Annotated in this window: 17 protein-coding genes; 7 read left to right on the top strand and 10 right to left on the bottom strand. The window is 60.9% G+C overall.

Translation table 11 applies throughout. The annotated features are described in order from the left end of the window. Positions 1 to 4: 4 nt before the first annotated feature. The 4 genes from U5G49_RS02415 (at position 5) to U5G49_RS02400 (ending at position 4,992) form a co-directional block, all read left to right on the top strand. The gene (locus U5G49_RS02415) at positions 5 to 1,504 is read left to right on the top strand and encodes an inorganic phosphate transporter (RefSeq protein ID WP_193445736.1); all 1,500 of its coding nucleotides are present in this window, start codon (positions 5 to 7) and stop codon (positions 1,502 to 1,504) included. A gap of 121 nt (positions 1,505 to 1,625) precedes the next feature. Beyond that, positions 1,626 to 2,363 (top strand): 16S rRNA (uracil(1498)-N(3))-methyltransferase, encoded by a 738-nt coding sequence (locus tag U5G49_RS02410; protein WP_193445735.1) that lies wholly within the window; start codon positions 1,626 to 1,628, stop codon positions 2,361 to 2,363. A 147-nt stretch (positions 2,364 to 2,510) separates the two neighbouring features. After that, complete coding sequence (locus U5G49_RS02405; protein ID WP_193445734.1) at positions 2,511 to 3,884, top strand: glutamate--cysteine ligase; 1,374 nt, start codon at positions 2,511 to 2,513, stop codon at positions 3,882 to 3,884. Between the two features lie 241 nt (positions 3,885 to 4,125). After that, positions 4,126 to 4,992 carry a DUF937 domain-containing protein gene (locus U5G49_RS02400; protein ID WP_193445733.1) on the top strand — a complete coding sequence of 289 codons (867 nt, stop codon included), beginning with the start codon at positions 4,126 to 4,128 and terminating at the stop codon, positions 4,990 to 4,992. A gap of 194 nt (positions 4,993 to 5,186) precedes the next feature. Here the strand turns inward: U5G49_RS02400 and U5G49_RS02395 are convergent, their stop codons facing one another. Further along, positions 5,187 to 5,486, bottom strand: coding sequence for a DUF1127 domain-containing protein (locus U5G49_RS02395; RefSeq protein WP_018449411.1), 300 nt, complete (start codon positions 5,484 to 5,486; stop codon positions 5,187 to 5,189). Positions 5,487 to 5,701: 215 nt separating this feature from the next. On the opposite strand from U5G49_RS02395, the gene U5G49_RS02390 reads away from it, so the two are divergent. Then, the gene (locus U5G49_RS02390) at positions 5,702 to 6,658 is read left to right on the top strand and encodes a LysR substrate-binding domain-containing protein (RefSeq protein ID WP_032995021.1); all 957 of its coding nucleotides are present in this window, start codon (positions 5,702 to 5,704) and stop codon (positions 6,656 to 6,658) included. A 6-nt stretch (positions 6,659 to 6,664) separates the two neighbouring features. On the opposite strand, the gene U5G49_RS02385 is transcribed toward U5G49_RS02390, so the two are convergent. The 3 genes from U5G49_RS02385 to U5G49_RS02375 all read right to left on the bottom strand — a co-directional run bounded on the left by U5G49_RS02385 (position 6,665) and on the right by U5G49_RS02375 (position 8,817). Then, the gene (locus U5G49_RS02385; RefSeq protein ID WP_246289297.1) at positions 6,665 to 7,306 is read right to left on the bottom strand and encodes a TetR/AcrR family transcriptional regulator; all 642 of its coding nucleotides are present in this window, start codon (positions 7,304 to 7,306) and stop codon (positions 6,665 to 6,667) included. A gap of 224 nt (positions 7,307 to 7,530) precedes the next feature. Further along, positions 7,531 to 7,947 carry an MAPEG family protein gene (locus tag U5G49_RS02380; RefSeq protein WP_193445732.1) on the bottom strand — a complete coding sequence of 139 codons (417 nt, stop codon included), beginning with the start codon at positions 7,945 to 7,947 and terminating at the stop codon, positions 7,531 to 7,533. A gap of 114 nt (positions 7,948 to 8,061) precedes the next feature. Continuing rightward, positions 8,062 to 8,817, bottom strand: coding sequence for an SDR family oxidoreductase (locus U5G49_RS02375; protein WP_193445731.1), 756 nt, complete (start codon positions 8,815 to 8,817; stop codon positions 8,062 to 8,064). 92 nt (positions 8,818 to 8,909) lie between these two features. Here U5G49_RS02375 and U5G49_RS02370 point away from each other — a divergent pair, with 92 nt between their 5' ends. Further along, positions 8,910 to 9,827, top strand: coding sequence for a LysR family transcriptional regulator (locus U5G49_RS02370; protein ID WP_018244935.1), 918 nt, complete (start codon positions 8,910 to 8,912; stop codon positions 9,825 to 9,827). 8 nt (positions 9,828 to 9,835) lie between these two features. On the opposite strand, the gene U5G49_RS02365 is transcribed toward U5G49_RS02370, so the two are convergent. The 3 genes from U5G49_RS02365 to U5G49_RS02355 all read right to left on the bottom strand — a co-directional run bounded on the left by U5G49_RS02365 (position 9,836) and on the right by U5G49_RS02355 (position 13,252). After that, positions 9,836 to 10,390: a hypothetical protein gene (locus U5G49_RS02365; RefSeq protein ID WP_193445730.1), complete on the bottom strand. Its 555-nt coding sequence runs from the start codon at positions 10,388 to 10,390 to the stop codon at positions 9,836 to 9,838. Between the two features lie 2 nt (positions 10,391 to 10,392). Further along, positions 10,393 to 11,877 (bottom strand): IMP dehydrogenase, encoded by a 1,485-nt coding sequence (gene guaB, locus U5G49_RS02360; RefSeq protein ID WP_130681284.1) that lies wholly within the window; start codon positions 11,875 to 11,877, stop codon positions 10,393 to 10,395. A 382-nt stretch (positions 11,878 to 12,259) separates the two neighbouring features. Continuing rightward, a complete protein-coding gene (locus U5G49_RS02355; RefSeq protein WP_193445729.1) occupies positions 12,260 to 13,252 on the bottom strand; it encodes an MBL fold metallo-hydrolase in 993 nt (330 codons plus the stop codon). Between the two features lie 251 nt (positions 13,253 to 13,503). Here U5G49_RS02355 and U5G49_RS02350 point away from each other — a divergent pair, with 251 nt between their 5' ends. Continuing rightward, the gene (locus U5G49_RS02350) at positions 13,504 to 14,928 is read left to right on the top strand and encodes an MFS transporter (protein WP_193445728.1); all 1,425 of its coding nucleotides are present in this window, start codon (positions 13,504 to 13,506) and stop codon (positions 14,926 to 14,928) included. 104 nt (positions 14,929 to 15,032) lie between these two features. Here U5G49_RS02350 and U5G49_RS02345 read toward each other — a convergent pair whose 3' ends face one another. The 3 genes from U5G49_RS02345 to U5G49_RS02335 form a co-directional block, all read right to left on the bottom strand. Then, positions 15,033 to 15,416, bottom strand: coding sequence for a VOC family protein (locus tag U5G49_RS02345; RefSeq protein WP_193445727.1), 384 nt, complete (start codon positions 15,414 to 15,416; stop codon positions 15,033 to 15,035). A gap of 127 nt (positions 15,417 to 15,543) precedes the next feature. Then, on the bottom strand, positions 15,544 to 16,818 hold the full coding sequence (locus U5G49_RS02340) for an O-antigen ligase family protein (RefSeq protein ID WP_168324871.1): 1,275 nt from the start codon (positions 16,816 to 16,818) through the stop codon (positions 15,544 to 15,546). Positions 16,819 to 17,229: 411 nt separating this feature from the next. Then, a complete protein-coding gene (locus U5G49_RS02335) occupies positions 17,230 to 17,937 on the bottom strand; it encodes an RlmE family RNA methyltransferase (RefSeq protein ID WP_112906002.1) in 708 nt (235 codons plus the stop codon). Positions 17,938 to 17,945 lie beyond the last annotated feature (8 nt).

The raw sequence follows: 17,945 nt of genomic DNA, 5'->3' as shown, positions 1-17,945 counted from the left end.
AAGAATGCCGCCACGTCCCGCAGTCCTCACGAAACGTACGCTCGACAAGGACCTCGACAAGATCACCCATGCCGAGGACGTGGCGAAGCATGTTTTGCGGCGGCTGGTGGCGCCTGGCCTCGGATTGATTTTCGTCGGTCTCGCCATGCTCTTTGCCGGCGTCTATGTGTTCGACCGGCCGGGAGCGATGCTCGTCGTGGCAGCGGCGGCCCTTGCCGGCTACATGGCGATGAACATCGGCGCCAATGACGTGACCAACAACGTTGGTGCCGCCGTCGGCGCGCGCGCCATGACAATGGGCCAGGCACTGGTCATCGCTGCGATTTTCGAAGTTCTTGGCGCCACGGTCGCCGGCGGCGAGGTCGTCAAGACGATTTCGGCAAACATCGTCGACGCCGTCCAGGTGCCGCCGGCAATGCTCGGTTGGATCATGATGGCGGCACTGACGGCGGCAGCTCTCTGGATCAACCTCGCAACCTGGATGAACGCGCCGGTTTCCACCACCCATGCGATCGTCGGCGCGGTGATCGGCGCCGGCATCTCAGCCGTCGGGCCGGAGCCGGTGAACTGGCGGGTGATGCTGGAGATCACCTCGAGCTGGATCACCTCGCCGCTGATCGGCGGGCTGATCGCGGCCGGGCTGCTTTATCTCGTCAAGACGCTGATCATCTACCGCGACGACAAGATCGCGGCCGCGCAGCGCTGGGTGCCGGTGCTGGTCGCGGTGATGGCCGGCGGCTTCATGGCTTATATGGTGCTGCAGCTGTCGCCCCCGGGCAGGTTCCCGCCGCTGACCGTCCTCCTCATCGGGATCGGCATCGGGCTGGTAAGCTGGCTTGCCGCCCGGCCGCTTGTTCTTGCCCAAGCGCGGGCTCTCGAAAACCGCAACAGCTCGCTGCGGACGCTGTTCCGGTTGCCGCTGATCGGCTCTGCGGCGCTGCTGTCCTTCGCACATGGCGCAAACGACGTTTCGAACGCGGTCGGACCGCTGTCGGCGATCGTCCATTCGGTCGGAATCGGCGGCGACGGCGGTGTCGGACATCCGCCGCTCTGGGTGATGCTGATCGGCGCCCTCGGCATCTCCGTCGGCCTGCTGCTCTTCGGGCCGCGCCTCATCCGCCTCGTCGGCGAGGAGATCACCAAGCTCAATCCGATGCGGGCCTATTGCGTCGCGCTGTCGACCGCCTTCACCGTCATCGTCGCCTCCTGGCTCGGCCTGCCGGTCAGCACCACGCATATCGCCGTCGGCGCCGTCTTCGGCGTCGGATTCTTCCGCGAATGGTACACCCGCCATTCGAAGCGCCGCATCGCCTATATCAGGCGCAAGGCCGAGAGCTTTGATATCGACGAGCCGGAGGAGCCGAATATCCACGAGACGCGGCGGCGCTATCTTGTGCGCCGTTCGCATTTCATGACGATCATCGCCGCCTGGATCGTCACCGTGCCGGTTTCGGCAACGCTTGCGGCAATGATTTATTGGGTTATGTTCGCGCTCTTCGTCTAAAGCGCGTCGCGATCTTTCAGATCCGCGTGCCGTGCTTTAGGTCTTTATTTTCTAGCATGTCTTCGTCGCAAAACCGCTGCGCAGTTTTGCGAGACATGCTTCAGGACCTCGAGTTTTCTAAATGCGTGCCAATTTCCGTATGCAACGGCTTTTCGTCGAGGCGCCGCTTTCCAGCGGTGCCGTCGTGGAGGCGAATGCCGATCAGTTCAACTATCTCGCCAATGTGCTGAGGATGGAGGAAGGTGGGGAGATCCTGCTCTTCAACGGCCGCGATGGCGAGTGGAAGGCTAGCCTCTTCTTCCCCACGCGCAAACGCATTCAACTGACGGCAATTGAAGAGACGCGGCCGCAGCCGCAACCTTGCGACCTGCATTATCTCTTTGCGCCACTCAAGGTCGGCCGCATGGATTATCTCGTGCAGAAGGCGGTCGAAATGGGAGCCGGCCTGCTGCAGCCGGTCATGACCCAGCACGTCCAAGGCAAGATCACCAATCTCGACAAGCTGCGCGCCAATGTCGTCGAAGCGGCGGAGCAATGCGGCATTCTCGGCATTCCCGATGTCGCCGAGCCGGTGAGGCTTCTCGACCTGCTCGACCGCTGGCCGAGCGAGCGCCGCATCATCTATTGCGACGAGGGCGATGCCGGACAGAACCCGCTGCCGGTGCTGTCAGCGATCAAGGAAAGACATCTCGCTCTGCTCGTTGGGCCGGAAGGCGGCTTTTCGGAAGAAGAACGGGCGCGGCTTCGAAGCCTCGATTTTGTCACCGCCATTCCGCTCGGACCGCGCATCCTGCGGGCCGATACGGCAGCCGTTGCGGCGCTGGCGGTGGTCCAGGCCGCGATCGGCGACTGGAACTAAGGTCGAAAACGGGTTGACATGGAAATCGCTGTTATTTTTTTGATGCGTCGTTGAAAGAATTTCACTTGCAACATGGGTGGCTTGGGTCCTAATCACCCTTCCAACTGCCCGGCCCCCTGGGCGCCTTTTTGAATACAGGTATCCCGCATGGCCCGCGACACCACCGACCAGACACCGATCTCTTCGGTCCAGGATTTGACCGACTATATCGCCGCCGGCAACAAGCCGCGGGAGCGCTTCCGGATCGGCACCGAACACGAGAAATTCGCCTTCTTCCGCGCCGACAACAGCCCGGTGCCCTATTTCGGCGATGCCAGCATTTCGGCCCTTTTGACCGGCCTGCAGAAAAAGAGCGGCTGGGAGCCGATCACCGACGGCGGCAACGTCATCGGCCTTGCCGAGCAGCACGGCATGGGCGCGATCTCGATCGAGCCCGGCGGCCAGTTCGAACTCTCCGGCGCACCGCTGGAGACGATCCACGAGACTTGCAAGGAATCGAACCAGCATCTGGCGACGCTGCGCGAAATCGCCGAGCCGATGGGCATCCGCTTCCTCGGCATCGGCGGCAGTCCGAAATGGACCTACGCGGAAACCCCGCAGATGCCGAAATCACGCTACGAGATCATGACCCGCTATATGCCGAAGGTCGGCACCCGGGGTCTCGACATGATGTACCGCACCTGCACGATCCAGGTGAACCTCGACTTCTCCTCGGAAGCCGACATGCGCAAGAAAATGCGTGTCTCGATGAAGCTGCAGTCGCTGGCGACCGCTCTGTTTGCATCCTCGCCTTTCACCGAGGGCAAGCCGAACGGGCTGCTCTCCTGGCGCGGCGATATCTGGCGCGACGTCGACAACCGGCGCGCCGGCCTGCTCGACTTCACCTTCCGCGACGATTTCGGCTTCCGCGACTATTCCGAATGGGCGCTCGACGCGCCGATGTATTTCATCGTCCGCGACGGCCGCTATCACGACTGTACCCATGTCACCTTCCGCCAGTTCATGAACGGCGCATTGAAGGGCGAGGTCGCCGATCCGGCGCCGACGATGGGTGACTGGACGAACCATCTTTCGACACTTTTCCCCGACGTGCGGCTGAAGCGTTTCCTCGAAATGCGCGGCGCCGACGGCGGCCCGTGGCGGCGCATCTGTGCGCTGCCGGCCTTCTGGGTCGGCCTGCTCTACGACGATGCGGCACTCGAGGCCGCCGACGAGCTGACGAAGGATTGGAGCTTTGCCGAGATCGGCGCTCTGCGCAATGCCGTTCCTGCCGAAGGGCTGAAGGCACAATTTCGCAGACATCCGCTCTTCGACATGGCGCGCGAGGTGGTCGGCATATCAAGGGCTGGTCTCAAGGCGCGCGGCAAGCTCAACCGGGAAGGCCAGGACGAGAGCATCTTCCTGGCGCCGCTCGACGAGGTGCTCGCCAAGAAGGCGACGCTGGCCGAGGATCTGCTTTCGCTCTATCACGGCCGCTGGCACGGTTCCGTGGAGCCGGTCTTCGAGGACTATCAGTACTGAGTCCGACCCAAGGCAGTTCCGGTTCTACCGGAATCGCTTGACAGCCCCTATTTTCGACTGTCTCCGAGCGGCGGAAATGCGGGCCGGCAACGTGGTGCTCCACCGACCGGCCGCTGAAGCCTTGGTCGCATGCTCTCGATAAATTCCTCCCTAAGTTCTTATGGCAAAAAGCAGTTTGCGCATTGCCATTTCCGGTTATAGTGGCGTTACAACGCGTCACGACCCGGGGAAAGGGACTTCCATGCTGCCACTCTTCGACATGATGATGCAGGCGCAGAACGGCGCGGCGATGGAGGCGATCGCCCGGCAATTCAACCTCGCGCAAGAACAGGCGACGAAGGCGATGGCGGCGCTGATGCCGGCCTTTTCCGCCGGGCTGAAACGCAGCACCAGCAATCCCTATGATTTCGTCGGGCTGATGCAGGCGGTCTCCTCCGGCAATTACGCGCGATATTTCGAGGATATGAGCCGGGCTTTTACGCCGGAGGGTATTTCCGACGGCAACAACATCCTTGCCCAACTCTTCGGCTCGAAGGAGGTTTCGCGCGCGGTCGCCGCCCAGGCCGCACAGATGACCGGCATCGGCCAGGATATCTACAAACGGATGCTGCCGGTGCTGGCCGATACGCTGATGGGCGGGCTCTTCAAGCAGACGACCGGCCAGATGGCCTCGCCGGTCAACCCCTTCGTCAACACCGCGATGAACGAGAGCATCCAGAAATGGCTGGAAAGCACCGGCTTTGCGCCGAAGCCGAGGACAGCTCCGGAACCCAGCATCTTCGACAATCCCTTCACGCAGGCGATGCAGTTGATGTTTTCGATGCCGAAGCCGGAAGCGACATCTCAGCCGAACCCCTTCCTCGACAATCCCTTCGCCAAGGCCTTCCAGGAGATGATGGGCGGGCTTGGCCAGCAGCCGGCGGCCCAGACTAAGACCAAGGCATCGGAGGCGCCGAAGGAAGAGGCGAAGATCAATGCCGACAGCTACACCGAAATGCTGAACGACATGTTCGACAGCGGGCTGGAGGTGCAGAAGAACTATCAGAGGAACCTGGAAGCGATCTTCGAAACCTATCGGCCGAAGTCCTCCTCTGAGACGAGCGAATAACCCCGAAAGTCGGAATCGATTTCCGGAAAGGAATTCGCGCAAATCCAAAATATTGCAGCGTCCTTTGCGCGTCTGGAAAGATGCACAAAGGACGCTGCAGGGCATAAAAAAACCCGGAGATGGCTTGGGAAAGCCGATCACCGGGTTAAGCGGCAGGGCTATTGGCTATCACCCTGCGGGGAAACTCGACGCTCCTACTCTTCGTGGGAGCGGAAGAGCGACAGGCGCCAGCGATTGCGCGCCGAGCGCGTCAGATGTTCCGACGGGTCCTCGAAGAAGGTCGACGCCAGGAACGCAGAGGTCAGGTCGGCCCTGCTAAGGCCGATATCCCTCAGCTGAGTGTCGTTCAGATCGTGTAGACCGTTGATCTCCATGCGATTGCGGAACACGCGAAAGAGGGAGGTCAACGGTGTGAAGCCTGCTGCCAGACGCTGGGAAAACGTCGGGGTGAGCTTGCCGCAGTCGAGTTCTATTGTTCTGTCTGTCATCCGCATGGGACTCTCCTTTCTTTCGATTTTCTTTTAGGCGCGCAACAGCCCAGCCCTCCCGCGAGGTCGCACGGGAAGGAGCAAGGCTGAATTGGGCTCGGACAGGCAGGGTGTCTGTCCTTCACTTTGCTTGATTTGCATCCCGAAGATGCCAAAGACCTATTGATCAGTCCAACGAATGTTTCTAATGATTATCATCAGCTATCTTTATGGGTGACAACATGTCCGCGCCTCTTGATCTCGACCAATTGCAGACTTTCATCGCCATCGTCGATTCCGGCAGCTTCACCAAGGCCGCCGACCGGGTCTACAAGACCCAATCGGCCGTCTCCATGCAGATGCGCCGTCTCGAGGAACGCATCGGTAAGCAGCTGTTCATCAAGGACGGGCGCGGCAACCGGCTGACGGTCGAGGGCGAAAAGCTGCTCAACTATGCCCGGCGCATCATCCGCCTCAACAACGAGGCGATCGCGGCCTTCGACGACAACAGGCTGGAGGGGATGCTGCGGATCGGCACGCCGGACGACTATGCCGACCGCTACATGCCCGAAATCATCGGCCGCTTCGCCAAGACGCATCCGAATGTCGAGCTCTATATCGTCTGCGAGCCCTCGGTGGATCTTGCCGAACGCATGCATAAGGGCGAGCTCGACATCGCGCTCGTCACCCACAATCCGCGCGAGCGCATGTCCGATGTGGTGAGAACCGAGCCGCTCTGCTGGGTGGGTTCGGCCAACCATCCGATCCGCGACGATGCGCCGGTGCCGCTTGCCGTTGGCCGGCGCGACTGCCAGTGGCGCCAGCTCGCCTGCTCGGCGCTCGATGCTGTGGGACGCGAGCACCAGATCCTGTTCACGAGTTGGTCCTGCACCGTCGTTGCCGCCGCCGTGCTTGCCGGCATGGCGGTTTCGGTGATGCCGGAATCGGCGCTGCGAACGGGCATGAAGGTGCTGAGCCAGGCGGACGGCTTTCCGGCGCTGCCGCCGGTGCAGATCGGCATCATGAAGCGACCTGGCGTTTCGCTCTCGCTGATGAACGCGATCACGGCGCATATCACCGCCTGCCTCGACAACATCACGCCCACTGTCGTCGACGACACGCTCGAAGCGGATGTCAAATCCGCTCAGGCGCGCCTTTATCCGCGGCTGAAGGCGGCCAATATGGTACCAAGCTGGTAAGAGCTCTCAGGCGGCGCGCGACACGGTCGCAGTGAAAAGGGAGGCGCGGATGACGCGCTTCCACTCATCGAGCATACGCCGCGCTAGGCCCTCCTCGCTCACGGCGGCAAGCCGGATGACGGCGCCGATCAGGTGGCTGAACAGGTAAGTGCGCGCATACATTTCATCGTCGCAAAGGTCGGGAGCCAGCCGACGCACGGCGTCATGGAAGATGCCGGCGACGCGACCACTATGCTCGATATTCAGCTGCAAGAGATCCTGGTCGGTCTCTGTTCCCATCCAGACGCCGAGATAGACGGGATCGTTGTGGTAGGAATCGTAATACCAGTCGATGGTGGCGCAGACGACATCCAGCGCCTGATCAAGTGACTGTACGCCGGTGAACATCGCCGCCATCTTCGCCTGGATCGCCGAGGCGTGCTGGTCGAACAGGGCTTTGACGATCGCCGCCTTCTCCGGGAAATACTGGTAAACCGAACCGATCGGCACCTTGGCGGCGGCGGCGAGCTCCGTCATCCGCATGGCGCTGACGCCCTTTTCGGCGATGATCTTGGCGGCGGCGGCGAGAATGAGGTCCAGCCTCTGGATGCTGCGCTCCTGCTTCGGCTTCCTTCGCAGGCCTATCCGATCCATGCTTTCCGCGCCCATGTCGTTCCCATTCTTTTTGTTCGCGGCGGAAGGCATGTGCCAAATCACCGCGTCGGGTCGATATGACATGCAGGTCTTCATCCGCCGTAAATGGAAACGTTCGCATTTTAACGGCCGGGAAAAGCGTGTGTAATCGCGATTTTAGGCTGCGGTTTTATCGGCTCACAACCCGATCCAAGCGATCTGGTCCGCATGATGGTTGATGGGCCAACTCGCCTGCCGCTTCACCCCATCGCCATCCAAATGGCGAGCCAGACCCACATGGCGGCCAGAGCCAAATAACCGGCGGCGAAGATAGGGCTGCGATAACGCAAGTCGTTGCTGGTGACATGGATGGCGGCGTGGGCGTAGCGCAGGGCGACGAAGGCCCAGGCGAGGCCGAGGGCGACGAGATTGTCGGCCTCGGTGACATAGAGAAGAATGCAGCAGGCGTAGAACAGCACAGGCAGTTCGAACTGGTTGGCGAGGCAGTTCTTCACAACAAGGCTTTCGGCCGGCTCGTCACGATTTTCGCGATAATCCGATTTCGCGATGGTGCCGGCGCGGACCATTTTTGCGCGCCGAAACCCAAGAAGCGCATAAAGACCATAGACCAGGGCCACATGGGCGAGGAGTGGCCAAAAGATTTCATAACCGGTCATGTGTGGCCCGTTTCCTTTCCGCTTCCGATTTCGACGCGAGCATTAGTCGAAAGACGATCGGGATACCAGCATCGGCGGCCCGCCATCAGAAAATTGGCGGGCCGCCGGATTTCATCACACCTGCGCGGCGCCGCCGTCGGCGAAGAGTTCGGTACCGGTGACGAAGCTCGAATCGTCGGAAGCGAGAAAGAGTGCGGCGGCCGCGATCTCTTCGGCGCGGCCGACCCGCCCCATTGGCACCTGCGTTGCGAGATAATTGAGCAGGCCTTGCTGTTGCTCCTCATCCTTGCCGGCGAGTTCGACGAGACCGGTTGTCTTTGTAGGACCGGGGCTCAGCGTATTGATACGAATGCCGCGATCCTTGAGATCGAGGATCCAGTTGCGAGCGAAGCTTCGTAGCGCGGCCTTCGAGGCGGCGTAGACGCTGAAGGCCGGAGTACCGGTCGAGCCCGCCGTCGATCCCGTCAAGATGACCGATGAGCCCTGATCGAGCAGCGGCAGCGCCTTTTGCACGGTGAAAAGAACACCTTTCACATTTCTGTCGAACGTGTCGTCATACTGCTCTTCGGTAATTTCGCCGAGTGGCAGCATCGAACCACCGCCGGCATTGACGAACAACACATCTATCCGGCCGGCTTCGGCTTTCACGCGTTCATAGAGCCGGTCAAGGTCCGCCAGCTTTGCCGAGTCCGCCTGGATGCCAGCAACCTTACCCCCTATCTCCGCAACGGCCGCGTCGAGCACGTCCCTGCGCCGGCCGGTCACGAAAAGCTGGGCGCCTTCGGCGGCGAAACGCTTGGCAGTCGCAAGACCGATGCCCGACGTTGCGCCAGTAATCACTGCAATCTTTCCACTCAACCTCTGTGTCATTGTCGTCTCCTGTTGTTCGACCAAGGCTGAGATATGGACGCGACGAACGTTTCGAAATAGAAAGAAATGAAAGCCATTATTACAGGAATGAAATGACGAAATTTCCGGATTTCGAAGGCCTCGCAATGTTCGCCAAGGTCGCCGAAGAGCGTTCTTTCGCCCGCGCTGCTAGGACGCTCGGTGTGTCGGTGCCCACCGTTTCGCGGGCTGTCAGCCGTCTGGAGGAGAGACTTGGCGCACGGCTCTTCAACCGCACCTCGCGGCAACTGGCGCTGACGGATTTCGGCTTGCGATTGGTCGACAGTGCCTCGCGGCTCTATGCGGAAGCAGAGGCTGCGGAAAATGCAGCGCGCGAGCTGTCCAGCCAACCGCGGGGGCTTATCCGGCTTGCCGTGCCGATGGCCTTCGGCACACGCTGGCTGGCGCCGATCCTGCCCGACTTTTTCGACCTCTATCCCGATATCTCTATCGACCTGCATATGAGCGACGCCACCGTCGACCTAGTGGGAGACGGTTTCGATGCTGCCCTGAGAATTGCCGTTCTGCCGGATTCCTCATTGGTCGCCCGGAGGCTGACAGCGGTCGCTCCTTTCATTCTCGCTGCACCGGCGTACCTCGATAGATACGGCACGCCGCGACATCCGCGCGAGCTTAAGGCTGACCATTGCCTAGGGTACGCCTATCGGCCGCGCCAGGACGTCTGGCGCTTTCGCAATAAGGCCGGCGAAGAGGAAGTTGTCGTGCCGGCCGGTCCGTTGCGCTCCACCAATTCGCAAGCCTTGATTCCGATGGCGCTGCACGGCCTTGGAATTGTAGAGTTGCCGGAATTCATGGCGCATGAATATCTCGCCGATGGCAGGTTGAAAGCGATCCTCGCCGACTGGACGCTGCCGAGCGGAGCGCTCTATTTCGTCACGCCCTCTGCCCGGGCTCGGCCTGCGAAGGTGGAGGTGCTCTCGGATTTCATGGTGGCGCGGCTTTCAAATCCGACGTGGCGGTGGACAGGCTGATAGCACCCTTAGTCTTGGCGCGGTGAGAGCCAGCGGGCGATGGCGAGCCGGGCGATGAGGATGAAGCAGATAGCAAGGCTTGCGAATTTCAGCCGCGTCATCCACGGCAGCAGCTGTGTTGCAAGGCCTGAAGGCGTACCATCGCCGAAGGCGATCAGGCTCGAGATGTTCTCGCCGTAATCGGCGATGCCGTAGATGAACGGCAGCAGGTAGACCGCCTTGCCAACGAGCGGATGCGCCGATCGGCCGAACCATGCGCCGCCGGAACCGAGCTTGAGGAAGGCGAGGAACAGCAGCGCTGTCAGCAATGCCGGAAAGATCAGCTCCGGCCCGAAATACATGGCGCGCAACAACCGGGTCGCCGTCTCGTTCTCATCGAGCAGCTTTTGCATGTGGAAGACCGCCGACTCGTCGTAACCGGCGAAATAGGTATCGAGCACCGCCTGGCCGGTTTCGTGCTTGAACGGAACGACGAAGCCGAAGGTCGTCCAGGCGAGCACGGCAAGACAGAGAGCTGCGAGCAGCGCGACGACCCAGAGAGGAATCGGGCTGCCCGCCTTCATGATCAGAGGCCGGCGCCTGGATAGTTCGGGCTCTCGCGGGTGATCGTCACGTCATGGGCGTGGCTTTCGCGAAGACCGGCACCGGAGATGCGCACGAATGTGGCCCGCTCCTGGAAATCCTTGAGGTCCTTGCCGCCGACATAGCCCATGGCCGCTTTGAGGCCGCCGGCGAGCTGGTGGATAACACCCGAAACCGGTCCCTTGTACGGCACCTGACCTTCGATGCCCTCAGGCACGAGCTTCAGCGTGTCTCGCACCTCGGCCTGGAAGTAACGGTCGGCCGAACCACGGGCCATGGCGCCGACGGAGCCCATGCCGCGATAGGCCTTGAAGGAGCGTCCCTGATAGAGATAGACCTCGCCCGGGCTTTCATCGGTACCGGCAAGCAGCGAGCCGATCATGACGGCGGAAGCGCCGGCGGCAATCGCCTTGGCAAGATCGCCGGAGAACTTGATGCCGCCATCGGCGATGACGGGCACGTCCTGATCATTCGCGGCCTGCACCGCCGACATGATGGCGGCGAGCTGCGGCACACCGACGCCGGCGACGATGCGCGTCGTGCAGATCGAACCCGGACCGATACCGACCTTGACGGCATCGGCGCCGGCATCGATCAGCGCCCTGGTGCCGTCATAGGTGGCGACGTTGCCGGCCATGATCCGCACCGAGTTGGAAAGCTTCTTGACGCGGCTGACGGCATCAAGGACGCGCTGCGAGTGGCCATGGGCGGTATCGACGACCAGAAGGTCGACGCCGGCCTCGATCAGCCGCTCCGCGCGCTCGAAGCCATCATCGCCGACGCTGATGGCGGCGGCAGCGCGAAGCCTGCCCTGCGCATCCTTGGAAGCGTTCGGGTTCAGCTGCGACTTCTCGATATCCTTGACGGTGATGAGGCCGACGCAACGGCCTTCGGTATCGACCACCAGCAGCTTCTCGATGCGATGCGAATGCAGCAGGCGCTTGGCCTCCTGTTGATCGACGTTTTCCTTGACGGTGACCAGTTTGTCCTTGGTCATCAGCTCATGGATCTTCTGTTCCTGATCGGTAGCGAAGCGGACGTCGCGGTTGGTCAGGATCCCGACGAGGCGGCCGGACTTCTCCACGACAGGGATGCCGGAAATGCTGTAGGATTTCATGAGCCCGAGCGCATCGGCAAGCGTCGCATCGGGGCCGATCGTCACCGGATTGACGACCATGCCGCTTTCAAACTTCTTCACTTGCCGGACCTGCTCGGCCTGCTCGATCGGCGTCAGATTGCGATGAATGACGCCAAGGCCGCCGGCCTGGGCCATGGCGATCGCCAGGCGGCTCTCGGTGACGGTATCCATGGCTGATGAGATGATCGGGATGTTGAGTTCGAAATCCCGGGCGATGCGGGTGGAGATATTCGTCTGGCCCGGCATGACCTCGGAATGTCCCGGCTGCAGCAGCACGTCGTCGAAGGTAAGCGCGTCTGCGCCGGTTGCCGTTTCAATGATGCGTGCCATGGCCAAATTCCTTCATTTAATAAAAATGCGACCCTGTCCGGAAACGAATCGTCCGCCCCGGCGGTCTGCATGGGTTGCTTGGAAGTTGGCGAGGGCTGGTAACACGTCTATGACAGGAAGGAAATAGCAAAAAGCCCGGCATGTCCGCCGGGCTCGTCATGGGTGCCATGCGCCAAGAGCATTGCAGGAAAAGCGCCAGCGCATCGGCCCGAAAATCGGAATCGATTTTCGGAAAGCTCGATGCGAGGATTGAAAGTGATGCAGCGTCCTTTGCGCGTCTGGAAAGACGCGCGGCGCTGTAAGCGCTTTTCCGTTCGGAATTACATAAAAACAAGAAATTAGAGCGGTCCAGCGCTTCCGTGAAAGGCTGAACCACTCCAGATCAGATGTCGAACTGATAGGTCTTCGGCACGAAGCGATAGCCGCCATCCTGCCTTTCGACGAAGCCGACCGCCGGGAACGGCATGTGATAGCCAAGGAAGGCGATCTTCTCGCTCGCAATCATCTCGAAAACCTTGCGGCGCGTGGCCGCAGCCTGCGTCTTGTCCATGTCGAAACGCACCTCCCAATCCGGCCGCAGCAGCGACAGGATATAATGGTTGGCCGTATCGCCGGTCAGCACAAGGCGTTTGCCCTCGGATTCGACGTGGAACACCATATGCCCCGGCGAGTGGCCGGCCGCCAGCATCGCCGTTATGCCGGGCGCGACGCTATCACCTTCCTTGACGAAGGTGATCTTTTCGGCGAGCGGCACCACATTGGCGAGCACCGCCTTGTGGCCGCCCTCGGCCGGCGTGCCCTCACGCGCCTTGTCCGACCAGAAATCATATTCGGCCTGGCCGACGACATAGCGGGCATTCTTGAAGGCCGCCGCGCCGTCTTCCATCAGACCGCCGATATGATCGCCGTGCAGATGGGTCAGCGCCACAAGCGTGACGTCGTCGGCCGAATATCCCGCCGCCTTCAGGCCTTCGGTCAGTTGGCCGGCGCCACGTGCGCGGCCGCTGGCGCCGAAGCCGGTATCGACGAGGATGACATCCGAACCGGTATCGATGAGAGCCGGCGTATAGCCATTCATGAACTTGTCGGCCGGCAGGAAGTTTGCGGTCAGCAACGACTTGACGGTTTCGGGGTCCTGATTGGTGCCGAAGGTTTCATAGGGCTTTTCGACAATGCTGGTGCCATCGCGAACGACGGTGAACTTATAGGAACCGAGCTTGAATTGATTGATCTCGGGCAAAGGCGTTCCATCCATATGATTGCTTTCTCCAGTTGCGGCCGCTTCGGCTTTCTCTCTTAAAATGACCGGTGCCACCAGCAAGCCAAGGCCTGCGGCAAAAAGGGTGCGCCGCTTTATTCCCGACGAGTTTGCCATATGTCCATCCTCCTATGACGTGCGGTGCGTCGCCGCACGGCCCCCCGATGTCAGTTCCGCCGGGTTTTTTTGCCCCGGCCAAGTAAACATATGTCAATCTTGCCAGGCGACGTTGATGCGCAAGGCGTCTCACGCAGACGTGAAGCAAACGTGTCGTCGACCCGGATTTGGGGATTGGCATGGCTGGGAACTGGGACTAAACAGCACTGGCCTTCCCAGCTCCATCCGCTGCCCCATCAAGGCTCCCGCCTATGAATCGCATCGTCCCGCTGATCCTTGCCGTCGCCCTCTTCATGGAACAGATGGACTCGACCGTCATTGCGACGGCGCTGCCGGCGATCGCGGCGGATTTGCATGTCGGGCCGATCACGCTGAAGCTGGCGCTGACCTCCTACATGGTGGCGCTCGCGGTGTTCATCCCGGTGAGCGGCTGGATGGCCGACAGGTTCGGCGCCAAGAAGATCTTCCGGCTTGCCATCTCCGTCTTCGTCATCGGCTCGATCTTCTGCGCCATCTCGTCCAACCTCGTCGAATTCGTGTTTGCCCGCTTCCTGCAGGGCATGGGCGGCGCGATGATGACGCCGGTCGGCCGCCTTGTGCTGGTGCGCACCACGAAGCGCAGCGATCTGGTCTCGGCCATGGCGCTGCTCACCATCCCGGCACTTGTCGGCCCGCTCACCGGACCGCCGCTCGGCGGCTTCATCACCACCTATTTCAGCTGGCACTGGATCTTCCTGATCAACGTGCCGGTCGGCATTATCGGTATCTGGCTTGCGACGATCTTCCTGCCGGAGGTGGAAGCGACGGCGCCGCCGCGGCTCGATTTCACCGGTTTCGTGCTGACCTCGCTTTCGGCTGCGGGCGTCGTCTTCGGCCTGTCGGTGGTCAGTCTGCCGGCCCTGCCCCCGATCATTGGCGTCACCGCGACCTTGATCGGCCTCACCTGCGGCTTCCTTTACGTGCGCCATGCCAAGCGTTACCCGGCGCCGATCCTCAACCTCAACCTGTTCAAGACCCCGACCTTCCGGGCCTCGACCTTGGGCGGCACGCTGTTTCGCATTTGCGTCGGCGCCATGCCCTTCCTGACGCCGTTGATGCTGCAGCTCGGCTTCGGGCTGACGCCGTTCCAATCCGGCCTCATCACCTTTGCTGGCGCGATCGGCGCGATCACCACCAAGTTCATGGCGAAGCGGGTCTTCGCCGCCGCCGGCTTCCGCACTACGCTTCTCGGCGCCGCGATGGTAACCACCCTGGTGACTGTCCTCACCGGCCTGTTCACGCCGTCGACGCCGCACCTCGTCATCATCGGCGTGCTGCTGCTCGGCGGTTTCTCCCGCTCCTTCATGTTCACCGGGGTGAATGCGCTTGCCTTCGCCGATATCGATGATGCCGAAGCCAGCCAGGCGACATCGATGAGCTCGGTGATGCAGCAGGTCAGCCTGGCGCTCGGTGTTGCGGTCGCCGCCGCGATCCTGGAGAGCTCGATCTATATCAGCGGCGAAGCGCTACAGGTGGCCGATTTCCACCTTGCCTTCTATATCATTGCCGGACTGACGGTGATTGCGACCATTCCCTTTATCCGGATGGACCGCAATGCCGGTGCGCTCGTTTCCGGCCACCGCTTGAAGACGATGACGGCAGCAACTGTTGAAGCCGAACAGCACGCGGTGAAATAAAGCATGTCGCGCAAAAGTGTGCAGCGGTTTTGCGGTAACGACATGCGTGGAAACAAAGACTTAAGGCGCGAGGAGCGAAGATCGCGACGCGCTTTAGGCAGCCGCTACTGCGGGTTTTCGCAGACCGCAGAGAGCTTGTTGCCGTCGAGATCACGCACATAGGCGGCGTAGAAATGGGCATGGTAGGAGCGCAGGCCGGGCTCGCCCTCATCCACGGCGCCTGCCGCGATCGCCGCCGCATGGAAGGCGTCGACATCGGCCCGTGTTTCGGCCGCAAGTGCCACCATGGCGCCATTGCCCGCGGTCGCCCGGCGGCGATTGAAGGGCGTCACCACCCAGAAGCGGCAGCGCGTATCGCCCTCGGCGGCATAGCCAATTTCCTCTTCGGAAGAGCGCTGGCGGCGATAGCCGAGCACCGGCAGCACGGCGTCATAAAAATGCCCTGCGCGATAAAGGTCGTTCGTTCCGAGCGTGACGTAGAGAAGCATTGGATCAGCAGCCCACAATTCTCAAGCCGGCTATCATCCGACATAATCGGCTCAAAGATCAAGCTTGCTGTTCCGGCTTCGGCCTTACGCCCTTTGTAGCCCTTGGCCAGCCGCCCATGTGCAACCGTCAGCTCGAAACAACGGGCGCAAACAGTGTGCTGCCTCGATCCGTGCAAATCAGGGCGACCATATAGGCGAAGATCGGATCCAGAGCCTTCTGGTTAAACATGATGCCAAAGCTGCCGGTTATGACGTAGCTGCTGAAGAGCAGAAGAGCGAGCGCAATCGCCAGATCGCGGCCCGGCCCGGGTTCTTTTCTCCACGCGCCGATCACCGGGGTGAGCAGCATCAGCGAAAGCGCCGCGATGCCGAAAACGCCGGCATCGATTCCCGCGGTCAAAAAACCGTTGTGGACATGCGTGAAGGACAGCTGCGGCCTTATGTTATCAGGCAGCTCTGCCAAAACCGAAGACATCCGATTTTGCGGGCCATAACCAGTCAAGGGGTCCTTACTGATTGCCGATAGTGCACCTTTGTACAAAGCGAACCTCGCGCTGAGCGAGGTGATCTCACCGTCGGTGCGTTCGACCGATGTCAGATTTTCCTGAAGCTCCTGAATGCGATGAAAAACCGGGCCGCTACCCAAGGCAACAAGGCCCACAAACAGCAAGGAGCCGGTAATGGCGAGGCTGCGCAAACTCAGATGGAAGCCGCGTTTGCGAAAAAACCAGATAAAGATGAGGACATGGACGGGAATGACCAGCCAAGCCGAGCGCGTTCCCGACAGCAGAACGCAGCCTAGACCGGCGGCATATCCCAAAATCGCAATCCTTTGCTCCACGCTTTTGGGAGATTGAAGGTTGAGGAGCGCAATGCCGCCGAAGAGAATGCCTATGATCCCGAGCAGGGCAGCGTTCGTAGCCCCGCCCTCTGCCCGGTCCATAAGAAACGCGATCTGCAGGAGACTGAGCAGAAAAGTAGCGATCATGCCAATCCCTGCGCCGAGGATGAAGAGCGGCACCAGACGGCCATCGGGAGATTGGCGCATCCGCGGCAATATCAGCCAGACCGAAAAGAAAGGCAGGAGCCGAAATATCCAGTCCAGTTCTTCGGAGTAAGGCGGATTGATGAATATGCTGGCGATCATCACCAGCGGGTAGATCGACATGCCAATGGCAACCAGCCGGTCGGATCTCGACAGATTCAAGGCAAGGCGGCCCGTGGCCAGACAATAGAGGCCCCATACCATCGACGCGAGGAGGATGAAGGAGTTAAAGTTCGGCGAAAGCCCCGGAAGGATTGCAAAGGCAAAGACCGTAATGCGGTTGTTTCGATCGAGCGCACTTCCGGCCTCCGTCCCGGGATGAAGCACTGCTATCGTGAGTTGTCTGAAATAATTCACCTTGCCGGCCCTGACCGTGTCGATGCTGACTCGCTATGGATCGCGAAGTCGGCTGTCAAGCCGTGATAAGGGTCGAAATCCATGACCTTATTCAATGCGGCATTCAGGCAACAGCATTCCGAGCCGCCATAGCCCTATCTAAACAATGGTCCACGATGCGACGCAAGGATCAAGTTGATCGGCAGAAAAACACGGCTGAGGTGCAGGCTGATTTGATCTCTGATCGGCATGGCTTGCATGCGAGACACCGTTGTTCGAGCGCGGTTAGCAGCTATCCTTGCCTGGAACTGTATGGACACGACCGAATGCACCGCTAGGGCAGGCCCCCACAGGACTTGGCTCGACTTGAGATCATCCGGATCTAACTAGGATCGCTATCATCGGACAAGAGTGGCCCGATGATCAAGCTAGCTATTCAGCTTCGGCCTTGCGCCCTTTGAAGCCCTTGGCCAGCAGGAACATCTCGACCGATTCGGCGCGCGACGAGTTCGGCTTGACATGGACGACCTGGCGAAAGTTCTGCTTCAGCATGGCAAGCAGCTCACGCTCGGTGCCGCCCTGGAAGGTCTTGGTGAGAAAATGTCCACCTTCCTGGAGCACTTCGACGGCAAAATGTGCCGCGACTTCGCAGAGATGCATGGTGCGCAGATGGTCGGTGCGATGGTGGCCGGTGGTGGGAGCCGCCATATCCGATATGACGAGATCGGGTGTGCCGCCGACCGCCTCCAGCAGCTTTTCCGGCGCGGTCGGATCGAGGAAATCGAGCTGCAGGATCTTGACCCCTGGCAGCTGGGTCATTTCAAGGAAATCGATCGCAGCCACACGAATATCATCATCTGTCGAGCCGGTGACCTTGGCTGCGATCTGCGACCAGCTGCCGGGGGCAGCACCCAGATCGATGATGCGCCTGGCGCCGCGCAGGATATGATGTTTCTCGTCGATCTCCAGCAGCTTGAAGGCGGCACGGGCGCGATAGCCTTCAAGCTGGGCGCGCTGCACATAGGGATCGTTGAGGTGGCGCTCCAGCCATTGGCGGGAGGAGGCCTTCATCTTCTTGTTTTTGACGCGCTGGCCGAGCTTGCGGCCGGTGCGGTTTCCCGCGATCGGTGCCTTGGTCATGCCTTTTT

The organism is Rhizobium indigoferae (genome assembly GCF_034554815.1).
Classification (GTDB): Bacteria; Pseudomonadota; Alphaproteobacteria; order Rhizobiales; family Rhizobiaceae; genus Rhizobium; species Rhizobium leguminosarum.
The sequence above is the reverse complement of the archived record's forward strand: the minus strand, read 5'-3'. Positions and strand labels throughout refer to the sequence as shown.